Origin of the sequence: Sphingobacterium pedocola, from assembly GCF_015209965.1 — a bacterium.
Lineage (GTDB): Bacteria > Bacteroidota > Bacteroidia > Sphingobacteriales > Sphingobacteriaceae > Sphingobacterium > Sphingobacterium pedocola.
In genome coordinates this window covers 959,269-981,225 of sequence record NZ_MU158689.1, presented here as the reverse complement: position 1 = coordinate 981,225, position 21,957 = coordinate 959,269, and the positions used below count along the sequence as shown (strand labels likewise).

At 40.3% G+C, this 21,957-nt stretch carries 19 protein-coding genes, 3 tRNA genes and 1 riboswitch; of the genes, 9 read left to right on the top strand and 13 right to left on the bottom strand.

Annotated elements, in window-relative coordinates; translation table 11 throughout:
* Window positions 1-2: 2 nt before the first annotated feature.
* Both C4F40_RS04110 and pdxH read right to left on the bottom strand, forming a co-directional pair.
* Window positions 3-494 carry an NADH-quinone oxidoreductase subunit C gene (locus C4F40_RS04110; RefSeq protein WP_196938090.1) on the bottom strand — a complete coding sequence of 164 codons (492 nt, stop codon included), beginning with the start codon at window positions 492-494 and terminating at the stop codon, window positions 3-5.
* 3 nt (window positions 495-497) lie between these two features.
* Window positions 498-1,151: a pyridoxamine 5'-phosphate oxidase gene (gene pdxH, locus C4F40_RS04105; protein WP_196938089.1), complete on the bottom strand. Its 654-nt coding sequence runs from the start codon at window positions 1,149-1,151 to the stop codon at window positions 498-500.
* A gap of 175 nt (window positions 1,152-1,326) precedes the next feature.
* Here pdxH and C4F40_RS04100 point away from each other — a divergent pair, with 175 nt between their 5' ends.
* On the top strand, window positions 1,327-1,890 hold the full coding sequence (locus C4F40_RS04100; protein ID WP_196938088.1) for a YqgE/AlgH family protein: 564 nt from the start codon (window positions 1,327-1,329) through the stop codon (window positions 1,888-1,890).
* A 68-nt stretch (window positions 1,891-1,958) separates the two neighbouring features.
* On the opposite strand, the gene C4F40_RS04095 is transcribed toward C4F40_RS04100, so the two are convergent.
* Both C4F40_RS04095 and htpG read right to left on the bottom strand, forming a co-directional pair.
* Window positions 1,959-2,032, bottom strand: a tRNA-His gene (locus C4F40_RS04095).
* A gap of 117 nt (window positions 2,033-2,149) precedes the next feature.
* The gene (gene htpG / locus C4F40_RS04090; protein ID WP_196938087.1) at window positions 2,150-4,036 is read right to left on the bottom strand and encodes a molecular chaperone HtpG; all 1,887 of its coding nucleotides are present in this window, start codon (window positions 4,034-4,036) and stop codon (window positions 2,150-2,152) included.
* A gap of 244 nt (window positions 4,037-4,280) precedes the next feature.
* Window positions 4,281-4,374: riboswitch (SAM-I-IV-variant riboswitch) on the top strand.
* Window positions 4,375-4,444: 70 nt separating this feature from the next.
* On the opposite strand from htpG, the gene C4F40_RS04085 reads away from it, so the two are divergent.
* Window positions 4,445-4,708 (top strand): 5-oxoprolinase, encoded by a 264-nt coding sequence (locus C4F40_RS04085; protein WP_196938086.1) that lies wholly within the window; start codon window positions 4,445-4,447, stop codon window positions 4,706-4,708.
* Here the strand turns inward: C4F40_RS04085 and C4F40_RS04080 are convergent.
* Window positions 4,705-5,811 carry a DUF2891 domain-containing protein gene (locus C4F40_RS04080; protein ID WP_231389911.1) on the bottom strand — a complete coding sequence of 369 codons (1,107 nt, stop codon included), beginning with the start codon at window positions 5,809-5,811 and terminating at the stop codon, window positions 4,705-4,707. The two genes, C4F40_RS04085 and C4F40_RS04080, sit on opposite strands and share 4 nt — an antisense overlap.
* A gap of 443 nt (window positions 5,812-6,254) precedes the next feature.
* Between C4F40_RS04080 and C4F40_RS04075 the strand changes: the two genes are divergently transcribed.
* Window positions 6,255-7,475 (top strand): MFS transporter, encoded by a 1,221-nt coding sequence (locus tag C4F40_RS04075; RefSeq protein WP_196938085.1) that lies wholly within the window; start codon window positions 6,255-6,257, stop codon window positions 7,473-7,475.
* Between the two features lie 111 nt (window positions 7,476-7,586).
* Here the strand turns inward: C4F40_RS04075 and C4F40_RS04070 are convergent, their stop codons facing one another.
* The 3 genes from C4F40_RS04070 to C4F40_RS04060 form a co-directional block, all read right to left on the bottom strand.
* The gene (locus C4F40_RS04070) at window positions 7,587-9,866 is read right to left on the bottom strand and encodes a cation:proton antiporter (RefSeq protein WP_196938084.1); all 2,280 of its coding nucleotides are present in this window, start codon (window positions 9,864-9,866) and stop codon (window positions 7,587-7,589) included.
* Window positions 9,867-9,997: 131 nt separating this feature from the next.
* A complete protein-coding gene (locus C4F40_RS04065) occupies window positions 9,998-10,729 on the bottom strand; it encodes a LytR/AlgR family response regulator transcription factor (protein ID WP_196938083.1) in 732 nt (243 codons plus the stop codon).
* Window positions 10,698-11,471 carry a histidine kinase gene (locus tag C4F40_RS04060; RefSeq protein WP_196938082.1) on the bottom strand — a complete coding sequence of 258 codons (774 nt, stop codon included), beginning with the start codon at window positions 11,469-11,471 and terminating at the stop codon, window positions 10,698-10,700. Before C4F40_RS04060 ends, C4F40_RS04065 begins: the two co-directional genes overlap by 32 nt.
* Before the next feature lie 300 nt (window positions 11,472-11,771).
* On the opposite strand from C4F40_RS04060, the gene C4F40_RS04055 reads away from it, so the two are divergent.
* Window positions 11,772-12,242 (top strand): hypothetical protein, encoded by a 471-nt coding sequence (locus C4F40_RS04055; RefSeq protein WP_196938081.1) that lies wholly within the window; start codon window positions 11,772-11,774, stop codon window positions 12,240-12,242.
* A gap of 429 nt (window positions 12,243-12,671) precedes the next feature.
* Here the strand turns inward: C4F40_RS04055 and C4F40_RS04050 are convergent.
* The 3 genes from C4F40_RS04050 to C4F40_RS04040 all read right to left on the bottom strand — a co-directional run bounded on the left by C4F40_RS04050 (window position 12,672) and on the right by C4F40_RS04040 (window position 13,922).
* Window positions 12,672-12,756: transfer RNA gene (locus tag C4F40_RS04050), tRNA-Ser, on the bottom strand.
* 249 nt (window positions 12,757-13,005) lie between these two features.
* Window positions 13,006-13,197, bottom strand: coding sequence for a 30S ribosomal protein S21 (rpsU, locus tag C4F40_RS04045; RefSeq protein ID WP_196938080.1), 192 nt, complete (start codon window positions 13,195-13,197; stop codon window positions 13,006-13,008).
* Window positions 13,198-13,289: 92 nt separating this feature from the next.
* Window positions 13,290-13,922, bottom strand: coding sequence for an HAD family hydrolase (locus C4F40_RS04040; protein ID WP_196938079.1), 633 nt, complete (start codon window positions 13,920-13,922; stop codon window positions 13,290-13,292).
* 89 nt (window positions 13,923-14,011) lie between these two features.
* On the opposite strand from C4F40_RS04040, the gene C4F40_RS04035 reads away from it, so the two are divergent.
* A tRNA-Ile gene (locus C4F40_RS04035) sits at window positions 14,012-14,085 on the top strand.
* A gap of 74 nt (window positions 14,086-14,159) precedes the next feature.
* Here C4F40_RS04035 and C4F40_RS04030 read toward each other — a convergent pair.
* On the bottom strand, window positions 14,160-15,038 hold the full coding sequence (locus C4F40_RS04030; RefSeq protein ID WP_196938078.1) for an NmrA family NAD(P)-binding protein: 879 nt from the start codon (window positions 15,036-15,038) through the stop codon (window positions 14,160-14,162).
* 80 nt (window positions 15,039-15,118) lie between these two features.
* Here C4F40_RS04030 and C4F40_RS04025 point away from each other — a divergent pair, with 80 nt between their 5' ends.
* Complete coding sequence (locus tag C4F40_RS04025; RefSeq protein ID WP_196938077.1) at window positions 15,119-15,490, top strand: winged helix-turn-helix transcriptional regulator; 372 nt, start codon at window positions 15,119-15,121, stop codon at window positions 15,488-15,490.
* Entirely contained in the window at window positions 15,490-16,002 is a 513-nt protein-coding gene (locus C4F40_RS04020; protein WP_196938076.1) for a hypothetical protein, read from the top strand. Before C4F40_RS04025 ends, C4F40_RS04020 begins: the two co-directional genes overlap by 1 nt.
* 11 nt (window positions 16,003-16,013) lie before the next feature.
* Here the strand turns inward: C4F40_RS04020 and C4F40_RS04015 are convergent, their stop codons facing one another.
* Window positions 16,014-16,214, bottom strand: coding sequence for a hypothetical protein (locus C4F40_RS04015; protein WP_196938075.1), 201 nt, complete (start codon window positions 16,212-16,214; stop codon window positions 16,014-16,016).
* Window positions 16,215-16,873: 659 nt separating this feature from the next.
* Here C4F40_RS04015 and C4F40_RS04010 point away from each other — a divergent pair.
* Window positions 16,874-19,948 (top strand): SusC/RagA family TonB-linked outer membrane protein, encoded by a 3,075-nt coding sequence (locus C4F40_RS04010; protein WP_196938074.1) that lies wholly within the window; start codon window positions 16,874-16,876, stop codon window positions 19,946-19,948.
* Window positions 19,949-19,958: 10 nt separating this feature from the next.
* Entirely contained in the window at window positions 19,959-21,908 is a 1,950-nt protein-coding gene (locus C4F40_RS04005; RefSeq protein ID WP_196938073.1) for a RagB/SusD family nutrient uptake outer membrane protein, read from the top strand.
* Window positions 21,909-21,957: the final 49 nt, after the last annotated feature.

Genomic DNA, 21,957 nt, shown 5'->3' with positions numbered 1-21,957 from the left:
AGTTATTTAATTGCTATACCGTGATAACTTTCTGGATCCTCGTAATCTTTGCGCAGCGGGTAGCCCTCCCAATCGTCTGGCATCAATATTCGTCTTAAATCGGGATGACCATCAAAATACACCCCCATAAGGTCAAAAGCTTCCCGTTCGTGCCAATCCGCTGTCTTCCAAACCGAACTCACCGAGGGAAGTTCGGGCAGGGCCGCTGCCGTTCTATCATTGGTGATAAAAACTTTGAGCGTTAGCTGTTTTTGATACGGAATAGATGCTAAATGATAAACCACTGCAAACTTAGTTTGCGGATGATAATCGACTGCAGTAATATTAGATAAGAAATCAAAATAATATATTGGATTATCTCGTAACCATCCACATATATCAATAAGATATCCGGGATGAATGACTAAAGCCTGTTGCAATCCGTCCAATTGTACATCTACGACGCTTTCAGCTCCAAATTGAGCCACTATTTCAGTTTTCAGTTGATCTATCATAATTTAGGGGGCTAATCGATTTATAACCCATTTTTTATTCTCTAAAGTATATTGAATGCGGTCATGTAGCCTGGAACTTCTTCCCTGCCAAAATTCAAATTTAACGGGTTTGACCACATATCCACCCCAAAAATCAGGTCTCGGAATCTCTTCACTATTTTCAAAATCATTCGTAAAATCCTGCACTATTTTTTCCAAAAAGCCTCTATCCGGAATTACCGAACTTTGAGGAGAAGACCATGCACCAATCCGACTGCCCCGAGGCCGAGAGGCAAAATATTCGTCCGAATCCGCAACGGATAGTTTGTTTACACATCCTTCTATACGTATCTGTCTCTGCAATTCCGCCCAGAAAAATAAAACACTTACCCGATTACAATTGACCAAATCTTTTCCCTTTTGACTCTGATAATTCGTAAAAAAACGCAATCCATCATGTTGTAGGTCCTTTAATAGTACGATCCGGGAAGAAGGAAATCCATCTGCTGAGATCGTAGAAAGTGCCATTGCGTTCGGTTCGATTACCTTAGCATCCAAAGCCTGGTCAAACCAAACTTTAAACTGTTTCAGGGGATCGGCTTTCATCTCAGCCTCAGAAAGAATTCCTTTAACGTAATCTTCTCTAATCGCAGCGATATCTTTGTGTTCAATTGCCATTATTAACTTATTTGATGACAAAACAAACTTACTAAAACCTCCTTTAAACAGCGCCATTTTTATGCTATTATATTGCATATTAAAATAAATTACTCATTAATGATTTTTTTACATTAAGTATTTTTGAATGCAAAGCATTTTATTTAAGTTTAATAATATCTATAAATAATGAGACATGTTTAGCGAAAACAAACCCACACAAGGAAGCCTATTGCTATCCGAACCTTTTATGCTTGATCCGAACTTTGAGAGATCGGTAGTGATGATATGTGAACACAATGGAGATGGTACTATAGCACTCGTTCTTAATCACCGTTCTCATCTCCAACTTTCCGATGTGGTGGAAGAAATACAAAACGAAAACTTTTTCTTATATATCGGTGGTCCCGTAGAAAGTAATGCGTTGTTCTTTCTGCACCGTGCATACGACAAATTGTTGAGCGGCACATCTATTTGCGAAGACGTCTATTGGGGTGGCGATTTTGAAAAACTCGTTCTACTTATTAACGAAGGTATTATCGTGCCTGATGAAGTTAAATTTTTTTTAGGTTACTCAGGATGGGCCCCCGAACAATTGAATCAGGAAATCGAACAAAACAGCTGGGCGGTACATCGTTCTTTCGATCCCACCCTTACTTTCCTTACAGATGGTGAAGACTTATGGAAACAAGCGATCATTAGCCTTGGTCCGAAATATGCACACGTCGCCAATTTCCCAAAAAGTCCCGATTTAAATTAATACGATTTACTTTGGATCACAGATACCCTAGAAAACAAAAAAGCGAAACATTTCTGCTTCGCTATCTGGGTAAGTAATGGGGCTCGAACCCACGACCCTCGGTACCACAAACCGATGCTCTAACCAACTGAGCTATACCTACCGTATTTTGATGCTACAAAAGTAGTATAAAACAGCATTCACTCCAAATCTTTTTTAACAAAAAATCCCCATTGTAAATTAACACAATGAGGATTAAGCAATTATTTTTAAAACAGCGTTAGATCATTTCCACGCTTCTTTTAACAAAAGAAGTTAAGTCTGCTCCTGTTAACAATCCACGTGACAATAACGCTAGATCAAAAGCTTGTTTAGCTAGTTTTTCACCTTCTTCAGCATCGCTTTCTAAAATACGCTTTACCAAGGGGTGATTGCCATTTACTGTTACCTTATAGTTATCTGGAAGCGTACCGTAAAATCCCATGCCGCCACCTGTTTTGGCCATATCTTTCATCCGTCTCATGAACTCGTCGATAGTAACGGATACCGGAAGTTCGTCAGCATGAAGCGCATCTACTTCTACTTTCATGTCTGCGCGTCCGATGGATTTTTCAAATACGTCTGCGGCTTTTTTACTTTCCTCCTCGGATAAAGTCAACTCCACTTTCTCATCTTTCTGAATCAGTTTGTCAACGACATCCGAATCCACACGTTTTAATTGAACCTTATCTCCGCCCTTTTGTTCCAGATAGGCCGCAAAATGTGTATCTAATGACCCATCCAGCACTAACACATCATATCCTTTGGATTTTGCCGCGGAAATAAAGCCGTCTTGTTGCGCTAAATCTGATGTATATAAGTATACAATATTTCCATCTTTATCCACCTGAATATCTCTGACTTTTTCATAATACTCTTTAATGGTAAAGCTCTCGTTATCTGTATTTTTCACCAAACAGAATTCATTCGCCTTTTCCGCAAACTTATCATCACTTAACATACCGTACTTAATAAATAGTCCGATATCATTCCATTTCTCTTCAAAACCTTTGCGATCCGATTTAAAAATTTCCTGTAATTTGTCTGCTACTTTTTTAGTGATATAATTATTGATTTTCTTCACGTTACTATCCGCTTGTAAGAAAGAACGCGAAACGTTCAACGGAATGTCCGGAGAATCAATAAGCCCATGCAACAGCATTAAGAATTCAGGTACGATATCCTTTACCTCATCAGTAATGAATACCTGCCGGGAATACAACTTGATTTTATTGCGCTGTATTTCCAATTCATTCTTGATTTTAGGAAAATAAAGAATACCGGTAAGATTAAATGGATAGTCTACGTTCAAATGAATCCAAAATAACGGTTCATCCATCGAATACGGATACAATTCACGGTAAAATGCTAGATAATCTTCGTCTTTCAATTCCGAAGGCGCTTTTGTCCATGCAGGATTTGTATTATTGATAATATTAGCAACTTCAACGGATTTATATTTCGGTTTACCTTCCTCATCTTCACCATCAGGTTCTGAAGTTGACTTCGTACCAAAACGAATCGGCACTGGCAAGAATTTAGCATACTTATCTAAAATCTCTTGAATACGTTGTTCATTTAAAAATTCTACTGAATCATCATTGATATGAAGAATAACGTCGGTGCCACGATTAACCCGTCCCCCTTCTGAGATTTCATAAGATGTACTACCGTCACAGGTCCAGTGTGCGGGCACAGCTCCTTCTTGATAAGACAGTGTTTGGATTTCTACTTTATCCGCAACCATGAATGCCGAATAAAATCCTAATCCAAAGCGACCAATGATTTCGTTAGCATCATTAGCTTCTTTAAATTTTTCCATAAATTCAGTTGCACCGGAGAAAGCAATCTGATTGATGTACTTTTTGATTTCCTCCGCAGTCATACCTATACCATTATCCGAAATGGTAATTGTTTTTGCTGCTTCGTCAAATTTTACTTCCACGATCAGGTCCCCCACTTCACCACTAAACTGACCCAGCGAAGATAATCGTCTAATCTTTTGAGACGCATCCACTGCATTCGAAACCAATTCACGTAAAAAGATCTCGTTGTCTGAGTATAAGAATTTTTTAATTACCGGAAAGATATTCTCGGTATGAATCGAGATTGTACCTTGTTCTTGCATATTATATATGTTAATTTTAGCTTTAATAACTAGGCTATATCAAGGAATATTCCAAAATAGATTTTAAGACAGGATGGCAGTTTCATTTCTAATAAGTAAAAAAATGGCAGTATTTGGTAGTTTCCTCTTAGAAAAAACTGATCAGGACTGTAGATCATTACACCGAGCAACCAGGTAGGTGTACCGTAATTAATAAAAAATAAATTAAATAAAATTTGTAGCCTCGAAAAAGTATACTAACTTTGTAGGGTATTCAGAATTGCGTGAGCAATACCAACCGAGTGCGTACACCGCGGTGGTAAAATAATACGGGCCTTCAGCCAAAATAAACGTCTCGTCGCGCTTATTTACAAAGCCCTTTGAATTTCTGGATACAATTTATGGTTTAACGTTTAAATTTTAAATTGTATGTCAACACCAGTTCAATTGTATCAACATCTCGTAGAGAAATTTAGAAACTATTCTACAGAAGAACTTATCCACTTGAATAATGAAATCGTAAAAAGTACAGGATGGGGGTCTTCCAAAGGGACATTTCGCACAGCTATATTAAATACATTTTCCAAACGTGGCATAGATCTTTCGCTCATCATTCGTAGAGAAGACGGTTTTACAACTGTAATTTTAGCTCCTGTACGACTAGACGAAAACGTATTAGTGCCACTTAGTTAGTGTACATGTTCCAGCGCGTATAAAGCAAACGTACCTAGCCAATGACTGCCCATATAGTCATCTTGGGTCGAAAGGTTGGGTAAAGAAAAAGCGATATGCGCATTTGCTACAGTATTCAAATGGTCAAGTTCGGGCAATGCTTTGGTTATGCCATATAGGCACGCAGCCCTACTGTAATTCAAACCGTCAAGATGAACTAGTTTTCCGTCTGTACGATCTTTGACAACCGCAGGCTCTAACGTGAATGATTTGCTAAAAAGAGAAGGTAAAAATTGCTTTAACCACGCAGTATATTCGGACTTATCCATGATTTTGGACATCAGGTAAGCCTCTTCAAAACAAGGGGACAAAAAATCATAGCCACTGGGTTCATATGCTAAATTACAGTTCTCATCTGTTAAGAATAAACGTTTTGCTTGTTGCATGATGCTATCTTCAAATTCCTTATCTCCTACGCTACGCGCATAATCCAAAGAGAGAGACAATCCGAAGGCAGAATTATCATGTTGACCTGCTCGAATCGGATAAATCAGTTTGGGTAGATACACTTTATATTCGGTTACGAGGTGGTCCACTAAAGGCTGGAGAATTATCTTCCACCTTTTGGCGTCTTCGTCATCCCAGGTTAACAAGGCTTCCTGTAATTTAAAAAGCCAAGCCCAACCGTAAGTCCGTTCGAAATTACTATTGTTTATATCTTTGAAAAATGCCAGTTCAATAGCTACGTTTTGAGAGGTAATATGTATATCCAAAAGCTGCCTTACCCTTCCGTCTCCATCGATACTTGGGTATTTTTTCATTAAATTGATAATAGACCAATAACCATGCACCGAAGAATGCCAGTCAAAACATCCGTAAAAAATCGGACGTAACTGTTTTGGCGATTTCAGATCTTTATCCGATCCAAGTACCTGTCCTAATTTATTTGGGTATTCTACCTCGAGACAATGAACCGGTAAAGAAAAAATATCTTTTGCCTGTTTTTCGGACAAACTTACTAACACCGGCTCTGTCTCATCCATAACTTTCGGTGTATTGTTACTGCAACTCAAAAAAAATAACATGACAAAAGCCATAAATGAGGTAATTACGATCGTTTTCATCCGCATATTATATTAATTTTTTTTTTAAAAGGCATTATTCAGTCGTGTTTATTTAAAAATGCCTTCATAAGATCACTAGGTTAAGTTCGTGCTGCTTTCGCGGGTGTGAAAGGTGATGATACACTGCCTACCACAGTCAGATTTTTCATTGATATGTGCGCTTTCCACGGTATTCACATCTCTATCTGTTTTTTCCACGAACGGTTCAGACCATCTCCCGATAATCTGAATATTTTTAGGAAAGATAAGAACATTTCTGATTTTTTTATTAATAACATTCAGATAACAAATGTTTTTCTACTTTTGCATTTCATAAAAGAGGTCAGCTAAACACAAATGAACAACCGACCGAAGGGAGCTCATTCATATTACTAAAAAACAAATACATAATGAATAACCGACCGAAGGGAGCTCATTCATATCACTAAAAAACAAATACAATAATGAATAAAGGACTTGTTGCCTTAGCTTTCGGAGGGTTAGCTATAGGTATGACAGAATTCACAATGATGGGCATATTGCCCGACATTGCCAAAGACGTAAATATAGATATACCTTCTGCCAGTAATTTAATAGGTTTATATGCATTGGGTGTTGTGGTAGGTGCACCGACTCTTGTGGCGGCCACTTCGAAGTATTCTCCGAAAGCAGTTCTTTTATTTTTAATGTTATTGTTTTTCCTATTCAACGGTATTTTTACCATTGCGCCTAATGAGTGGAGCCTTTTCGCTTCCCGGTTTATCGCAGGACTACCCCATGGTGCTTTCTTCGGAATAGGATCGGTCGTTGCGGCGAAACTAGCTAAGCCGGGGAAAGAGGCCCAGGCGATTTCAATGATGTTTACCGGGATGACTATTGCGAATCTTGCTGGTGTCCCTTTAGGCACATATATCGGGCACCATTATTCTTGGCGTATTACCTATTCGATTGTCAGTGCTTTAGGATTGATTACATTTCTAGCAATCTATTTTTGGATGCCTAAGATTCCCGCTGATAAGAGCAACAAGGTTATCCATCAAATTGGTTATTTCAAACGCTGGGATGCGTGGTTAATTGTCGCCGTTATCGCGATAGGAACCGGCGGACTGTTTGCATGGATAAGTTATATTTCTAAATTGGTCACTACGGTCTCAGGCCTACATCCCAATGAAGTATCTACCGTCATGGTATTAGTAGGATGTGGGATGTTTATTGGCAATATTATAGGCGGAAAGTTGGCAGACAGCATGCTTCCCACCAAAGCGGCTATTATCTGTTTTTCTGCAATGGCGGCTTGTCTTGTTGTCGTTTTTTTTACGGCCCATATTACCGTATTAGCCTATCCTATGGCTTTTATTACCGGAATGATCGCCTTTAGTATCGGCTCCCCCCTGCAATTAATGCTGATTAACAATGCGCAAGGTTCAGAAACCTTTGCTGCTGCTGGTGGACAAGCCGCGTTTAATGTAGGCAACTCGTTGGGCGCATATTTTGGTGCTATCCCTATTGCTTACGGTTATGCCTATAATTATCCCTCTGCCATAGGTATAATTATGGCTTCCATTGGCGCTATTCTGGCGTACATCTTTCTAAGAAAATATGCCATCCCGAATCAAAAGCTAAGAGAGGCTGCGGCTGCGCATAGAAAAGAAATCGAATCAGCTTCAGGTATCTTAGTTGATTAAGCTCCTAAAAGTCTCATTCAAAAATGAGACTTTTAAAAATACGTTTGCGAAAGTTCTTATCATCAGTGTAGGCGGAAAAGCTATTCTAATCCAACATTATATTTTTAATACCTAGGTGTTAGCAGACCGCTTACTATCTCCTAGAATTAACGTCGATGGCGCATCCTTTAACCATACACTCTTGGTGTCAACAAGGCTTTTCCAACTGGTCAGACTGATCAACATGAGGTCAAACTGCTGCAGGAATTCCTTTTCCATCACATTTCTAGAATCAATAGTAATATAGTTAGGGGCCTGTTGCTCGATATGACGAATTTTTTCTTTTATTTCTGCATACTGTTTTATCACCTCTTTCACATCCAATATCATAATTTGAGCTTCCGAATTATGGATAAATTTTCGAATATAAGGAATTAAGAACTGATCTTCTTTGTCAAAGATAGGAACGATAATCCGCTCAGCTTTGATAAAATTTTTGTCAATTAATATCCCGACGGCACCATCTACACGTGCATGGATTTGATCCGTCCGTTCGTACGAACTGAAAATATTATCCCTATTGGCTACCGTATAAATAAGCTTTTCAGGATTGATGATACGAGTCGTAAAATTCAGGAATTTACCTAGAATACTTCCTTCATAGATGGATTCACTTACTCCAAGTAAGAGTAGGTCGTTTTCGGTATTGTTGGCTGTATTCACTATTTCGTGATCTATATTTGCCGATATCTTAAAAAGTGTAGTTACCTTTTGGTCTAAATCTTCTGATAAATTTACAAGTTCCTTGAAGCTGCTTGCTTCTTGTTCGTCTAGTTCATAAAGATGGAGTTCGTTAGCTGGAGAGATGTGAAGTGCAGTAATAAGAGCAGTATTTTTATTTTTCTTGACCATCGCGTGTGACAGGCGCAATAAGGATAGCCCCGTTTCACTTTTGGCAAATGAAAGTAGTATCTTAAATTTTCCGGTATTCACGACTTCGTTTGGATTCTTCGAAGGTTTTGGTTTAAATATCCGGTTGATAAGGTCAAGACTCGGGCCTGTCATAAAGGTCGTAGCCAATGCCATAACGACCATCATGGAAAACAATTCTGCACTTAATACGCCCAGGTCGTATCCAATATTCAACACCACGAGCTCCATCAGTCCTCTGGTATTCATCAATGCACCTATGCTGAGGCTGTCTTTCCAGGTTTGTCCAACCAGTCGAGCGGCAAATGCACTGCCGATAAATTTCCCTATCACTGCTACTAGAATAATAGCACCTGTAATCAACCAGAGATTCACATCATCCAATAAACCAATTTGTGTACGAAGTCCCGTAAACACAAAAAACAAAGGCAATAACAATACCATGGCAACATCTTCTACCTTTTCAATGAATATGCTTCTGAATCTCGTATTCTCTGGCATTATTGCTCCGGCCATGAATGCGCCGAATAGTGCATGGATACCAATTACTTCGGTAGCATATGAAGATAAAATTAATGTAAGAAAGAAAATGGCGACAATCGGTTTACGCATACTTTCTTTAGTAGAATTGACGTCGGCTACACGCATCAAAAATGGTCGTATAACTTTAATCATGACCAATACATATATAAGCGCCAAAATAATAGTGAATATAGCACTGGCAAAAGAACCCGCTTTTACAATAGCAATCACCGCGGCTAAAATACACCATGCCGTAATATCATCCGCTGCAGCACACGTGATAACTATCGTGCCTAATCTCGTTTTCTGTAACCCCCTTTCCTGTACGATACGGGCAAGTACCGGAAATGCAGTAATACTCATCGCTATTCCAATAAACAAACCATATGATAAAAATTGGACATTATCTGGTGCATGTTGATCATACAAAAAATAAGCTAGCGCAATTCCAAGTGTAAACGGAACAATAATACTTGCGTGACTGATAATTACGGCATCGTGAGCCTTATTACGAAGAATCTTGAGATCCAGCTCCATTCCCACGATAAACATAAATAAAATTAGACCTATTTGGCTTAAAAATTGCAAATTACCCAATGATTCTGCTGGGAAAAGCAAACTGGAAAACTCTGGAAAATACATTCCCAATAAAGACGGTCCCAGTACAATACCAGCTACCATCTCTCCTATTACTACGGGTTGTTTTATTTTGATACAGATCAACCCAAAAATCCGAGCAGCGAAAATAATGGTCACGATCTGGGCTAAGAGAATAGCCAATGGATGTTGTACACCGTGGATCAGCGAATCAATGAAATTTGTCCAAGCCCCTTTATCGGATTGCACCAAATCGATCTGTCGAAATGCTTCTAACTTTTCTCCTTGAATGATAATCCAATACATAATTGCAGAAAAGCCCAGAATCGTTACGATATAGAACATGTTTTTAGAGTTCTTCATAGCTTGAATTTTGAAAATGTTCCCCCTTTGCATATCTCAGCGTAGGTTGTGGTCACCAAATATATACAGCGAGAGCGAATGCTCGAAAAAATATTCTTGAGATTCCTTAAAAATGTAACAAAAACCCCTTCTTATGTAATTTGTCCGCCAGGCATTTTACCCAGAAAGCGCTTACGATAGGTATCATTTAGCGAAAAGCTCAACGCTCGTCCTTTTTCATCCAATAAAAGCGTCGTAATTTCATGTACAGTAAAGTATTTAACGATCCGTAAAGCTAAAATCTCCTTTTTATTAATACGGCAAAATTGATTTTCAGGCAGCTGTTCCAACAATCTTTCGAAAGAAACATTTTTTAATATCAATGTGCTACCGTCTTCAAGACGCGCCAATTTATCGCGGCTATCGATATCCGAGTTTCGGATATAATAGAGTTGGCTAAATAGAATCGATGTTTTACCCCTATCGGTCTGAAGCTGAATATAGGTACGTTTGGGAGTATTCGTGTTCAAATACTTGCGCAACTTTTTCACCCCTTGGATTAGACGTTCTTTTTGAATTGGTTTTGTAATATAATCTATAGCATCCATTCCGAATGCATCTACGGCATATTGTTTATAGGCGGTCGTAAAGATTATAGGGCAATTAGGTATTAACTTTCCTAGTTCCAGTCCGTTTATACCGGGCATTTCAATATCAGAAATGCAAAAATCAAATTCCAAATATTGCACCTCACTTAAAAAAACAAGTGGATCACTATATGCTTTTACAACCTCCACCCCTTCAATCTGTTGACACAACATCTTCAAATAGGTCAGTCCCAGAAGTTCATCATCAAGTACTATGCATTTTAACACGGTGCCCATCCAAATTTATTTTTAATTGTGCAATAAAAACATCACCTTCTACAAAACGCTGCAACGAATAATAATCTTTATATAATAATTGTAACCTTTCTTCCAACGTCCGACTTCCTACACCACTTCTGAGCTTCTTAAGAGGTATTTTATTTGATATTTTGTTAGATACATTCAATAGAAAACAACCATTTTTAAATTCGAATACAATTGAAATAAATGCATTAGCACTTTGCAGATCGGAATGCTTAAATGCATTTTCAATTAAATCAACCGAAATTAAGGGAGCCAAGACTTTTTGTCCATAAAGTGGTTCCTTAGTTACTATTACATTTACTTTAACTCTCAAATCCAAAAGTGGGCTTACTTTTATTTTATTGATTTCGATCAAGTTGATGGCAAAATCGATTTCTTCTTTTGGCGTCACTAATTTATTGGGAGACTCATAAAGTACATAGTCCAACACATAGGATAACTTATCCATCGTATAATACGTTTGGTAAGCATGTGATAGTATAGAGTTTAGCACATTCTTCAGTAAGTGTGGATTAAGCTGTGCATGAAGGGTATCCAGATGCCCCCCCGTTAAACGAAGATTATGGTCTTCATGCCCCTGAACTAAATGTCCTTTTTCTTGTTTTAGTTTCTTGTATTTATATATTAGACAACCACATAGAACGCCCACGCCTAAAAAGAGCGTTATGACTATCATCAAAACAGAAAGCAATATTAGATCATGGCTTTTGTCCATTTGACAAATATAGTTTAAAGAATCTAAAAGCAGTATAGTATCATCTTGCACTATAGCAATGATGAAAAATCGACTATCTACATCAAAAACCGTTGATCTTTTGATATCTGTGCTTCACAAGGATATATTTCAACTAACAATTGCTGTTTCAATTCGTTATACTCATAGAGCACATCTACCAATAAAAAAGATGTCGGATGTTTATTTGCTTTTTTACTAAACTTCGATGAGGGGCAAGAGGCATAAATCAACAAAGATTGGTCATGCCGTTACCTAAAATATATTGATTATCTTTGAATTATGACAAAGGAAGCAGTGGAATTGTTGATCGAAAAGGGATATACAATACTCAAAAATGGAGTACCCGAAGAGGTAGACGGAGACCTGTGGGATTATCTAAATCAACTGGACGAAAGAGAGGAAGAAATTTTTGAATTAAAGGAGATGCTTACGTGGAGCGACGAAGCACTTTCTCAGATCAAAAGAGTACTCACTGAACATCCCCTGGGCCGTTATTACGGCCGAGACGTCCCCTTGCATGTAGAGGACGTTTTAGAAAGCATAATGAACGGGCAATATAAAGTGGGTGATATTGCTGTTGGTGATCAATTTGATCTAAATCATTCCTATTTCTTCGATGGAAACCCGCGGCAGTATACCGTAGCAGACAGGCTAAATATTTTAGAAAAAGCATTTAAACTATGTCCTGTTGAGGGATATGAAGGTCGTAAATTTGTCGTTTGTGAAGTGTTCGTAAAATTAAAGAATTAATGAAGTTATATTGGGGATAATGAGAGATATGCTCTAAATAATAAAGCTTAATCGAAAGATTAAGCTTTATTTTGTCTTGGCGGAGAGGGCGGGATTGGTTTAGCCCCGCATCCCCGTGCACCATCCCTAAACCTTCTTCGGATCGAACCCGCAGGGTTCTCATCCCTGGTCTATTGCAATTAATTACGGGCTGTGACCTTTGGCCATTCTCTGGAAGCATAAAAGAGCTTATTCTAAGAGGGCGGGATTGGCTGCGTCCCACAATCCCCACACGTTTGCCAGCAGCCATCCTTGGTAGGAGGCTTCAATTCAAAATAAAGCCCTTCACTTCGTTCAGGTTCCTGTTATTTATGTCCTTTGTTTAAGCGAGCTTACAAAGGGACATAAACAACAAAACCCAACTTTACAGTTGGGCTTATTTTGAATCGGCGGAGAGGGCGGGATTCGAACCCGCGGTACCGTTAAGTACACACGCTTTCCAAGCGTGCTCGATCGACCACTCTGACACCTCTCCGATCGTGTGTGCAAATATATATATTTTTAGCTTTTATTTATATCTTTTTTCTATTCTACTTCTGGAAAGCAACTCTTCGATTATAACTATCTCTATATGAAAGCTTTTTTAAAAATATTATCATATACCGTTAAATTTGTTTTCTTTATTCATTATCATTTTATATTCACATTCAACTTATCGTCCAATTTATCCATAAAAAAAGCCGATCATTTTGATCGGCTTCCTATATCTGTACTAAAACCAGAATTAAGCTTTATCCAAGTTTAATCCTTGTTTATAGATAGCTTTTTTAACTTGCGTACGACGAGTTACAGATTTTTTCTCGTATGCTTGACGTGAACGCAGTTCGCGTAAAACTCCCGTTTTCTCAAATTTCTTTTTGAAACGTTTTAACGCTCTGTCTAAAGATTCTCCTTCTTTTACATTTACGATGATCATGCTGCTTATATACCCCCTTTCGTAGCCATTTTAATTTGTGAGTCACAAAGGTAGAATTAAAATTCAAAATTAAAAAGCAAAATATAAAATACTTACAGTAATTTATAATGTTCAAGCCAATATGCGAGTGACTCATCTTTTGTACACAATGCAGTCTGCATTCCACAAATCTGTGCAGTTTCCAAATGCTGTGGACTATCATCAATAAAAAGAGTTTCAGTCGGTATCAAATCATTTTCTTCAAGCACCGCCTCAAAGATATCTGGATTAGGCTTGCGTTTGCCCATCAAATGGGAGTAGTAAGTCTTTTCAAAAAACAGACTATTATCTAATACACCGTAGGTTGTCATAAGATGATTCATGCACCAAGTGTAATGCAGTTCGTTATTATTGCTTAGAAGAAATGTTCGATATTTGGTCTTTAAAGCTAATAACAACTCGTGTGTGCCCTTGGGTACACCAATTAGCAGCGAATTCCAGGCATTGTCAATTTGCTGATCGGTTAATTCTGGTTTGCCGGCTTTGTCTCTTATTCCCTTTCTAAATTCGTGGACGCCGATTTCTCCTTTATCGAAAGCGTCAAAAAGCGAATCCTGACCACGATGTCCAAAAAAGTCATCTACATTTTTGATACCCAGCGAAATAAATGCTTCGCGCAGCCGCGCAAAGTCAATCATAAAGATAACATTGCCGTAATCGAGTATAATATTTTTAATTTTTTGCATCTAAAAATTTTGTTTTCTCGTTACAAATATCGATAATTGCATCGTCAAAAGGGAACAACGTTTCAAATTGACATTTATACAAATACCCTGCGCCTATAGCTCAGTCGGTTAGAGTAGAAGACTCATAATCTTTTGGTCCCTGGTTCGAGCCCAGGTGGGCGCACTAGAAAAGAAGCCGCTTTCCTTTTAGAAAAGCGGCTTCTTTAATTCAAAAAAACAACTACCTTTATTAATAAATTAAAATTTAGTACTAAATTCCTTTGCAAATTCTTCCAATTTTATCTGTCCAATTACGGGAGAGCCCTGGCGTATGAAATCAGATTGGATTTTTCCGGAGCGGATACCTATCCCCATTTCCGTGTACAAGTTCGCTATTTCCGCTGGCACCCCAGCTTGTATCATCCCTTGTAAAGACTGTTCATCTGTAAATTCTACCCATGGTAATGCAGGTTTACCAATAGCCGCGCCCAATACCTTTGCCACATCTGCCGCAGAACGAACATCGCTGATCACATAACGGATTTTATTTCCTTCTGGTACAAGTTCCAGTTCTTCCGCCACAGCCGTTGCGATATCATTCGGATGCACAAATGGAACAATAGTTTCCGCGGGGTAGTTAGCACCTATCGCATTCATTCCGTTGATTACCGGGATATCATTATACAGATTAGTATAGAAATAACCTGCCCGTAAGAACGTAAATACCACTCCTTCAAGATTATTATAAATTTTTTCAATATGGTGTAGTCCTTGGATAGGACCATTTCCATTTGGAAGATCGGCTCCAATACTGCTCAACATCACCACGCGTTTCACGCCCGAGGCTTTAAATGCCGTTGCGAAGGCTTCACCTGCTTGTGTAGTATTTGCAATCACATTCTCTCCACCTAAATTTGGTGGCGTCATTGCAAAAACAGCATCGCTACCGGCAAATGCTTCTGCCAAAAACATCGCATCAGATATCGAACCAACAACTGCTTTCGCACCAAGTTCTTCTATTTCAGTCGTTCTACCGTTGTTACTTGTTACGACGATTAACTCATGTCCTGCTTTCACTAAATTCTTAGTAAGCGCGCTTCCTATATTCCCTAAGGCACCTGTAATTGTAATTTGCATATCTTTTATTTTTTAGTTTCCGACAACAAAGGTATATTTGCACTTACTTATATACAAGTACTTACCCTATAGTATGTATCATGACAGCGATTAAAGAGAACTCAACTATACAGGAAAACAAACAATACGCGTTGGAACAATGCCCAGTAACCTACGTAATGGAAAAGATCGGTGGTTATTGGAAACCCATTATACTCTATCACCTATCCAGCGGAACCAAACGCTATAGCGAAGTGAAGCGGGCTATACCGAGCATTACAGAAAAAGTATTGATTCAGCAGCTTAAGCAGCTCGAAATCGACAATTTATTGATACGTGAAGCTAAGCCTGTCGTCCCCCCTCACGTGACCTATAAGCTCAGTCAAGCTGGTGAAAGGCTCATGCCCGTTATCGAAGCAATGGCTACCTGGGCAATAAGTGAACGAGAAGCTGACCTGTCTAAGTTTGACTAATGAGCCAAACAATTTACGTAAATGATCTCATGCAGCAGGACTATGTCTATTATTTAACCTGTCCAATGGGTGCGCAATTTGACCCTCAATTTATCCCCGACCTCACACCTTCGGAGATGCTGGAATTGGGTGTATTTGGAGGCCGTTATTTAAGGGATTGCCAAAATGAATTTCCTGCGGAATGGTTTGCGAAGGCTAAACTGTATAAAGGAAATAAAAGATCCGGAGATAGTCACCTTAATTTTTTCGGCATCCATGCTTCACAATCCCTATCCATTTGGAAAGCAAAAGGCTGGATCCATCCACAAGATCCGCGTGGTTGGTTTCAATGGTATTGCCGTTATTATATGGGAAGGCGTACTGAAGATGACGAAAGGCAAATAAAGCGTTGGAAGGCCATGAAAAGGCATGCTTCTCAGGTTGTCAATAACTGTCACTTTGGAGATCTTTCATGCCGCAAAAGACAAAGACAAGCCCTCCTACATTGGGCTTACGATAGCATTAATATGTAATCCCTATAAAATTAGTGCTGTATATACTTCGCGTGCAAAATCCGCTGAATAACACACCATTCTTGATACTCTGCTTCATTCCAAACCGTACGGAATTTATTCAGTAGCTCAAACGAGTATTTCCGAAGTGCATCAAGATCTTGTGCAAGTGATTCAATATGCGGATACGCATGATTCGTATCCTCTCTTTGTGTAGCGAATTGTATTGCCATAACTATTTCCATTAACTACATCAAAGTTAATAAGTTATACACAAACTAAGATTTAATTTTGATTAAATAATCATTAAATTTCTACCGTCCATATCGTTTAGCTTATATCCAGGAAATTACCGCCTTGCACCACAAACGAGTTATCGTGAACAGCAAACAAAACATAGGCTCGTCTCTTCATTTACCTTATCGATACAAAGTTTTTTCACCGGAGACCGTGTACGGAGACAACACCATTCTTTACCATACAACATCGTGAACTGCGCCACGCAATTTATCACCAACACGAAAATTTAAATCGACTAAATGATACAAATCAACCATAGCCATACAATACATTTGTTTAAAATATGGGTAATAATGTTCAATCAGTAAAATAGATACTATATCATCTTAAAAAACAGACACATTTTACACCACCTCAAAAAACAACTTAAACATCTAGTAAACAATATTTTAAAAATTTAAATAAAATCACAAGCATGAAGCAAAGCGATAAGAATCGAGCCAGATAACCAAATATGTGCGCTTGTAAGTGCTATAAATTTATTCTAGTTTAGTCCAGCACAAAAACGTATTCAAATTATAAACTATTTCTCGGGTATTGCCAAAAACCCTTGATTTTTCAAAAACATAAGTATTTTTTAAACCAGATTTTTATGACACTATTCAAACCTATCAGAGACATCCTTCTACGGTACACATCATTGATGTTGCTTTTCATTGGAATTTCCGCGGAAGCATATGCACAACGTGCAATCACAGGTCGAATTATTGATGACCAAAAGCAACCGGTTGCAAGTGCTACCGTCTCCGTTAAAAACGGAGACGTTTCGGTACAATCCGATCTAAACGGAAACTTCTCGATCACCGTCCCTACGGCACTACGTACATTGGTGGTTACTTCTCTTGGCTATGCCAGCCAAGAACTCCAATTGGGAAACCAGAGCTTTATTACGATAACCCTGACTGAAGATGCTGCCGAGCTTAGCGAAGTAGTTGTGGTGGGTTACGGGACACAGCGCAAAGAATCAGTCACCGGATCAGTTGCATCGATCAGTGGAGATAACATGCGCGATGTACCATCCGCAAATATTTCCCAGGCCCTTCAAGGACGCGTATCCGGCGTCGAAATGACGCAGACTTCATCTCAACCCGGAGCAGCCATGCAAATCCGTATTCGGGGTACACGCTCTCTAAATGCAACTAATGACCCCTTGATTGTGCTCGATGGCATACCCTTCGCCGGAACCATCGGTGATATCAATCCAAATGATGTTAAGAGTATTGATATCCTTAAAGATGCTTCGGCTACCGCTATCTACGGTTCACGAGGCGCCAATGGCGTTATACTGGTGACTACAAATAAAGGACAGGGGCAACAAAAAGCCCAAATCAGCTACAATGGCTATCAGGGATTAAAAAATGTCTTTGGAAGATACCCGATGATGAATGGTACTGAGTTTAAAGCACTACGGGAAGCGGCAGGACTTTACAGTAACGGTGTTGATGAGTCGGATGATGTGGATACCGATTGGCAAGATTTATTTTATAGAACTGCTAAATTAAGCAGCCATGATGTCGGGGTCTCTAGTGGAACAGATCGAGGGAGCTACAATTTCGGGATTGGCTACTATAACGACCAAGCAGTCATTCCTACACAGGAATACAGCCGTCTAGCACTACGTGGTAGTGTGGATCAACAGGTTGGCGAATATGTGCGTATCGGCTTTACCACAAACAACAATTATAATGTAACACAAGGTACGCAAGTAGGTATGTACGGTATCCTGAATTTTTCTCCGCTCACCGACCCCTACAACGCCGATGGTAGCTGGAAGAGAACCATTCGGCTGCCCTTAGATGAGCCTTGGGTCTATTCAAGAGATATATTGAATGATCTGGACGACAAATGGCTAAGTGAGACAAGAGGTTACGCCACGTACAACGCACTTTATGGGGAGGTCAAAATCCCCGGTATCGAAGGCCTTAAATACAGAGCAAATATTGGTTTAAACTACCGTCAGAGTAATGGCGGGGCATACACGGGCGAGGGTATCAACAGCACAAATCCCACCACGGAATCAACCGCGTCTGTCAGCAATTCGCATACCTATCATTGGGTGATCGAAAATCTACTAACCTACGACCGAACCTTTGCCGATAAGCATCAATTAAATGTAGTAGCCCTCTATTCTGCCGAACAGAATAAATTCCACAGCTCTCGGATGTCTGCACGGGATATCCCTTCCGATGCATTCCAGTTTTATAATCTCGGTCACGCGGCCGGTGAAATTACCGTTAACCCCGCCGACCAGCAGTACCGATTGTCGGGATTGATGTCATGGATGGGAAGGGCTATGTATTCCTACGATGACCGATATATGCTGAGTGCTACATTTAGGGCAGATGCTTCCTCTCGATTAGCTCCAGGACACAAGTGGCACTCCTACCCAGCCGTATCAGCCGGATGGAATATCAAGAACGAATCATTCTTAAGCGACGTTCATTATCTTGATCGATTAAAATTGCGTGTAGGATACGGGCAAACTTCTAATCAATCCATAGATCCATACGCTACACTGGGACTACTTAATACCCGCCCCTATAATTTTGGCAACGATAACTACGCTACCGGCTATTATTTGTCTCAATTATCAAATCCTGATTTAGGTTGGGAATTTTCGAGCACCTGGAATTACGGTTTAGATTTTGGCTTTCTAAACGATCGGTTGTCGGGTACCGTAGAATATTACATCCAGGATACGAAGAACGTACTGCTATCGGTAGGCTTGCCTGGTACCTCCGGCGTAGATAGCTATACCGCGAATATCGGCCAAACGCAGAACAAAGGATTCGAATTTTCACTGAATGGGCTTATCCTCGACAACCCAGACGGTTGGAGCTGGGAAGCGGGGTTTAATTTATACGTCAATCGCAATAAGCTTGTAGCCTTAGCCTCCGGACGACAGCGAGATGAAGCAAACTGGTGGTTCGTTGGCCATACGATCAATGTAATTTACGATTATGAAAAAATAGGTCTCTGGCAAGAAGGCGATCAATATCGCGACATCTTGGAACCGGGCGGAAATGCAGGGATGATTAAAGTTAAGTATGATGGTGACTACAATGCCGACGGTAGCCCTGTCCGCCAAATCGGACCAGACGACCGGCAGATCATGAGCGTAGACCCTAACTTTCAAGGCGGGTTCAATACGCGGGTCGCCTATAAGGGTTTCGATCTAAGTATGGTCGGTTTTTTCAAAAATGGCGGCAAGCTCATTAGTACGTTATATTCCTCATCGGGTTATCTCAACATGCTTAATGGTCGACGTGGCAATATAAAAACCGACTATTGGACACCAGACAATACAGATGCGAGCGCTCCAAAGCCAGGAGGAATAGCAAGTGGTGATAACCCAAAATATGGCAGTACACTTGGTTACTTTGACGCCTCGTTCCTTAAGATACGAACGATCAGCCTAGGCTATAATTTCGATAGCGAATGGATCAAGAATGTTGGTATCCAACGTCTACGCTTATACTTTACCGCGCAAAATCCATTCGTCATGTTTTCGCCATACCATACTGAATCGGGCATGGATCCAGAGACGAATTCCTATGGAGACGAAAACGCGGCCGTTACCAGCGAATATAGACGTCGTCTCCTTACGTTGGGAACGAATACGCCGGCAACGCGAAATTATATGATTGGTCTTAATTTGACATTTTAATATTACTCACATGAAACGCATACGTTTAAAAATCACGATCATTGCTGTCCACTCGCTCTTACTCTTCGGTTGTTCGCATATCTTAGACGAGCAGCCACGCGGAATATACGAACCCGCTTTCTTCCAAACAGAAAGAGGTATTCACGGCGGATTAACTTCCATGCACGCACATCTACGCTATATCTACGGGCAAGCTTACTATTATAACACGACGCTCACTGGTACAGATGAAGCCACCTATGGACAAAGTGCAGATCAGAACTTCAAGGTAATGGATCTTACTGGACAGGGAGACATCACATCGACCAGCAGTCGTTCAGATGCACTTTGGGGAGTTGCTTTCAGCAATATCAACACGGCCAGCGGCATTATAGAGAATGCCGCAGAAGTAAGCACTATAACTGCAGCACAGATAGCCGAAGCTCGTTTCTTTCGTGCTTTTGATTACTTTCTACTCGTACAGACCTTTGGTGGCGTCCCGTTAGATCTTGGAGCTGGAGAATTAATATTTAATATCACACCTTCGCGTACTTCTGTTCGAAATACGGTACCCGAAGTCTATACAAAAGCGATCTTTCCTGATCTCTTAACAGCAATAAATGATCTCCCTGACCAAGGACGGATGACTGGAGGAGCTACAAAAACATTGGCCCGTCTTTATCTTGCGAAAGCTTACCTCACCTATGGTTGGTGGCTCGAGAATCCAGGTAATATTCCTACCTATCCGGAAGCTGCACGGACTGATCCCGACGGGCATAATGCGCAGTGGTACTATCAAGAGGCGTACAATGTATCAACCACCGCCATTGATAATCCGGGTCCGTTTGGTCTACAGGACACCTATTATGATGTTAATCTCGGTCAAAATGATCGCAACAACGAAATCTTGCTCTATGCCGACCACACCGAGACAAGCGAATTTTACAACGGAAGTAGCCTGACCTATGCAAATGGAGGGGCTCCCGATAATTTTGCAGGATGGATGATGACCTGGAACTATCCCGACATACGTAGCGCTACAAGTACGGATTGGAGCGCCGTTATAAGTTCGGTACAACGCGAAGCATCACAAGCGCTTGGTCGTCCATGGACCCGTATGGCGCCACCCATCGGCGTAGTCGAAACCACCTTTGCCGATAAGCAAAACGATTCGCGTTACGACGGCACGTTTACCACAGTGTACCGCGCCAACTGGCCGAAAGGTGGTGTAACTGCGGCCTCGGTTTATAATGCAAACAACCTCCCCGTAACCCCAGGTGGTGCTATCCTTACATTTTTAGATGAAGAGCCAGCGGCAACTATCAACTACGATAACAGCACCTATAAGAGTAATATCGGTGCGGGTGTATTACCCGGTAGATCTGATTTTGTCATATCACCCCGCGGAATAAGCCGTATTGTATATCCCGGTCTTTGGAAACTCGGTCCATACCGTACGGATAATGGATCGGGACTGGGGCAACCCAACGCCGCCAGCACCCGACCGTTCAATATTGCAAAATTCTCCGAGCTATATCTTATCGCTGCCGAGGCTGTTGTAAAAGGTGCTGCTCCTCAGACCGGAAAAAGCGCGCGAGAACTGATTAATGTGATACGCTCACGTGCAGGAAAATGGCGTTGGAACAATAATGGAAACGTTGCGAAAGTAGAAGACAATAGTGCAGCGATGAAAGCAGCAACACCAGCGGCGATAGATATCAACTACATTTTAGCCGAGCGGTCACGCGAATACTACGGTGAAGGATACCGTTGGTACGATTTGATCCGCACCCAAAAATGGAATGATCTTGCCGGCACGTATGAAATAGCAGGCTCAAATAAGGGCGATCATACCGCAGTGACCCATACCCGCAGCATCCAACCCCATCACTATTTGCGTCCAATACCGCAGGGTCAACTCGATGCCATGGAGATCACACAAGTAGAAATACGGGCTTATCAGAATCCAGGTTACGATTAGACGAATCCAAATGGTAAAAATAAAAGGGCCTACATCACACTGATGTAAG